This window comes from Priestia sp. P5_B4 (genome assembly GCF_056400385.1).
This window is the reverse complement of record NZ_JBFULJ010000353.1, coordinates 1-3,800: the sequence shown is the minus strand read 5'-3', so window position 1 is coordinate 3,800 and position 3,800 is coordinate 1. Positions and strand designations below refer to the sequence as shown.

3 protein-coding genes are annotated in these 3,800 nt (G+C 37.6%); all 3 read left to right on the top strand.

Annotated elements, in window-relative coordinates; genetic code table 11:
• Nucleotides 1–450: 450 nt before the first annotated feature.
• Nucleotides 451–2,169: an ABC transporter substrate-binding protein gene (locus tag AC1DRF_RS19145; RefSeq protein ID WP_477741413.1), complete on the top strand. Its 1,719-nt coding sequence runs from the start codon at nt 451–453 to the stop codon at nt 2,167–2,169.
• Between the two features lie 72 nt (nt 2,170–2,241).
• On the top strand, nt 2,242–3,198 hold the full coding sequence (locus tag AC1DRF_RS19140; protein ID WP_477741412.1) for an ABC transporter permease: 957 nt from the start codon (nt 2,242–2,244) through the stop codon (nt 3,196–3,198).
• A gap of 11 nt (nt 3,199–3,209) precedes the next feature.
• A partial coding sequence (locus AC1DRF_RS19135; protein WP_477741411.1) for an ABC transporter permease occupies nt 3,210–3,800 on the top strand: 591 nt, incomplete at its 3' end.

Below are 3,800 nucleotides of genomic sequence, written 5' to 3'. Positions count from 1 at the left end.
CTGGTTTACAGTGCTACTTTTGGCATATTTTTCAATTTGCGTAATATGCCAGCTCAACCCCCTCGCCACGCTGTTTTTCCGGATAGAAAGATACTCTCTTTCTTCTCTTAGATACCCTATAAGACGAACTTTAAACCTAAATACACCCGTATAGTTTTGAACATAAAGATTCACACTTGTTACATTTATTTACATTGTATTCTTAGTAAATGAGAACGTTTTATGAGATAAATTCAAGCTTTTATTTTTTAAAATTAATTTTTATAATAAGTCACATTTCTTTAACTGAAGTCGCCTTGATACTTATTGACTCTCCCATATATTAGAAATATCATAAAATAAAACATACTTTTTCGATAAGAATTACATGTTTTAGTATACATAGAACTGGAAGTGATGAAAAAATTTATCAATCTTACACAAAGAAAATATGACTTGGGGTGGAAAATGATGAAAAAACTGACGGGTTTAGTATTAACAATGACTTTCGCTAGCTTTTTATCGGCCTGCGCACTAAATAGTAGCACAGAGGAAAAAACTAATAAGGAAACAACTTCTGCTGCACAGACGGCTGACATTAAACAAATAAAAGATCAGGTAATAAAAGCTTCTAACACAGGAAACATTCCAGCTAAAGCGTTAGAAAGAAAAGATACGTTTATTGCTGGAATGTCAGCTCCTGGAGGCGTCTTTTTACCTTATTTCTACGACAACGGGTGGGATGGAAACGCGACAAGTCCTATCTTTAGCCCTTTAGTAGATTTAGATAAAAACGGAAAGCCGGTTCCGATTTTAGCGAAAAGCTGGGAAATCTCGGACGATCAGCTTGTTTATACGTTTCACTTAAGGGATGGTTTAAAATTCAGCAACGGCTCTCCTCTCACTGCCGATGACGTAGCTTTTACATTAACTCTTCTTCACGACCCTGCTTATGACGGATGGGGTGACTTAGCAACCGCTACAATCAAAGGTGGAAAAGACTATAAAGATGGAAAAGCGAAAACAATAGAAGGAATTAAAGTGATTGATCCTTTAACAATTAAAATCACAACGGAAAAAGTAAACGCAAAAGCTCTTTTACTACTAGGCGGTATCGTACTATCAAAAGATTATTACGGAAAAGACTATACGTACGGTCATTTAGATTATTTAAAGAACCTTTATTCAAAGCCTATAGGATCCGGACCTTACAAATTGGAAAAATATATTCCCGGTCAGGAAATACGCTATGTTGCAAATAAAAACTATTATGAAGGCCCGCCGAAAGTAAAAAATTTCATTTATAAAGTAACCACGCCAGAAACAACTTCTCAGCTATTTGAAGCAGGCGAAACAGACTATGACCGTTTTCCAGCAGAACCCGAGAGCGTAGAGCAGCTTAAAGAGCTAGGTTTTGCAAATATCAAGGTCACAACCGCTAACTCTTATAGCTACGCATATATTAACAACACTAAGCCTTATCTAAAAGATAAAGCCGTCAGACAAGCATTGATATACGGACTTGATCGTCAAAAAATTACGGACGTCACGTATAAAGGATACGGCACTGTTGCTAATGTACCTGTTTCTCCTGTTTCGTGGGCATATACAGAAGATGATATAAACAAATATAAATATGATGTCAAAAAAGCTAAACACTTATTAGATAACGCAGGATGGAAAGTTGGAAAAGACGGAATACGAGCTAAAGGTGGAACGAAGCTAAAAATTAGTTATTTAACAAGCAGAAATGCCGACGATTTTATTCCAATCGCAAAAGAAAATTACAAGGCGCTGGGCATCCAATTTAACCCGGAAGTATTAGACTTTAATACGCTTTTGACTAAGCTGAATAAAAAAGATTACGACTTAGCCGCCGTTTCTACCCCTATGCTTTCTGACCCTGACGATGCAGTCGCTGATTTAGCTTCGACTCATCCTGATAACTCGGCAGGCTACTCAAATCCTAAAGTAGATAAATTGCTGGAAGAGAGCGTTAGCACTACGGATATCAACGAACGCAAAAAGATTTACCATGAACTGTATAAAGAATTATCTGATGATCCACCTGTCATTTTGCTGAATTACCGCAAAGTTATTCACGCTAATAATGCACGCATTAGTGGACTTAATCCTGATAATTTCACGGGGATTTCTTCGAGCCTTCCAAACCTTTCAATTAAAGAGTAAAGTCTGCTTTCATGTATAGGTAAAAATAGTGCCCGAGTCTAGACGCCGGGCACTTTTAGGGAGGAACACGTATTGAAACAATATATTTTTTATCGATTTTTACAAATGATTCCTATTTTAATTGGCACATCTTTTCTTATTTTTGTTCTTTTTGCTTTATTGCCCGGGGATTATATCGACTCAAACCCTAAGCTAACCCCGGAGAGAGCTCAGGAACTACGAGAATTATATGGACTTGATAAGCCAATTTTAGAAAGATACGTACAGTGGTTTACAGATTTAATAAAAGGTGATTTTGGTTTTTCATTAAAATACCAAGAACCTGTAACGTCATTATTAAATAAATTCATTTGGAACTCATTTCTTATAGCTGCAGTTTCTCTATTTTTCACCTGGACAATCGCTTTATTTACAGGGGTTATTTCGGCTGTAAAACAGTACTCTTGGTTCGACGGTTTCGTTACACTTGGTGTTTTTGCTGCTATGTCCTTCCCTTCTTTCTTTATTGGTTTATTGCTTATTAAATTTTTTGCTGTTGATTTAGGGATTCTTCCAATTGGAGGGATGATTGATACAGGCAGCAATACAACAAAGCTCGCTTACCTGCTAGAAGTGAGTAAACATATGGTGCTACCGGTGGCGATTTTGACACTTTTAAGCGTAGGTTCATTAACCAGATATTTTCGTACCGGAATGCTTGAAGTCATTCGGCAAGATTATATACGAACAGCACGTGCAAAAGGATTAAAAGAACGCTCTATCATTTTCAAGCACGCGTTAAAAAATGCGTTACTTCCTGCTATTACACTGTTAGCTTTTGAACTGCCCGGGCTATTTTCCGGAGCGATTATAACCGAACAAATTTTCAACTGGCCTGGGGTGGGCAGAATTCAGCTAGAAGCATTAAGCTTTAGAGATTATCCAGTCTTAATGTCTTTTACGATGTTACTTTCTTTTTTAACGATTATAGGTAACTTTTTAGCAGATATTACATATGCAGCGGTCGATCCGCGAATTCGGTTAAAGTAGGCGATTATTTTATGGAAACTTCCTTAGTAACAGAACAGCCGCAAAAAGACGCAGTTTCAAAACCAATATCACTATGGAAACAAACGTATAAGCGGCTGCGAAAAAATAAATTAGCGATAAGTGGATTATTCTTTTTGCTTGCCATGATTGCTTTTAGTTTTATTGGCCCTTTGTTTTCTCCTTATGTTAACAGTACTGTAAACGTTAGTTTAATGAATGATCCCCCAAGCGCTGAGCATTGGTTAGGTACAGATAAGTATGGGAGAGATGTACTCACGCGCTTGATGCTTGCTGGTCAAATTTCTCTCACTGTAGGAATTGCTTCTATGGTTCTGTCTGTGTTAATTGGCTCTGTTTTAGGAGCCGTTGCTGGTTTTTATCGAGGTATCATTGATCAAGTGCTGATGAGGCTGGCTGACATATTGATGTCTATCCCTGGCCTCCCTCTTTTATTGATTATGGGCGCTATTTTATCAGAATGGAAAACTCCTTCTGAATACCGCATTTATATCATTATGCTCATGCTCAGCTTAATTGGCTGGCCTGGGCTTGCAAGGCTTGTTCGCGGCCAAGTTCTTTCACTGCGTGAACAGCCTTTCATT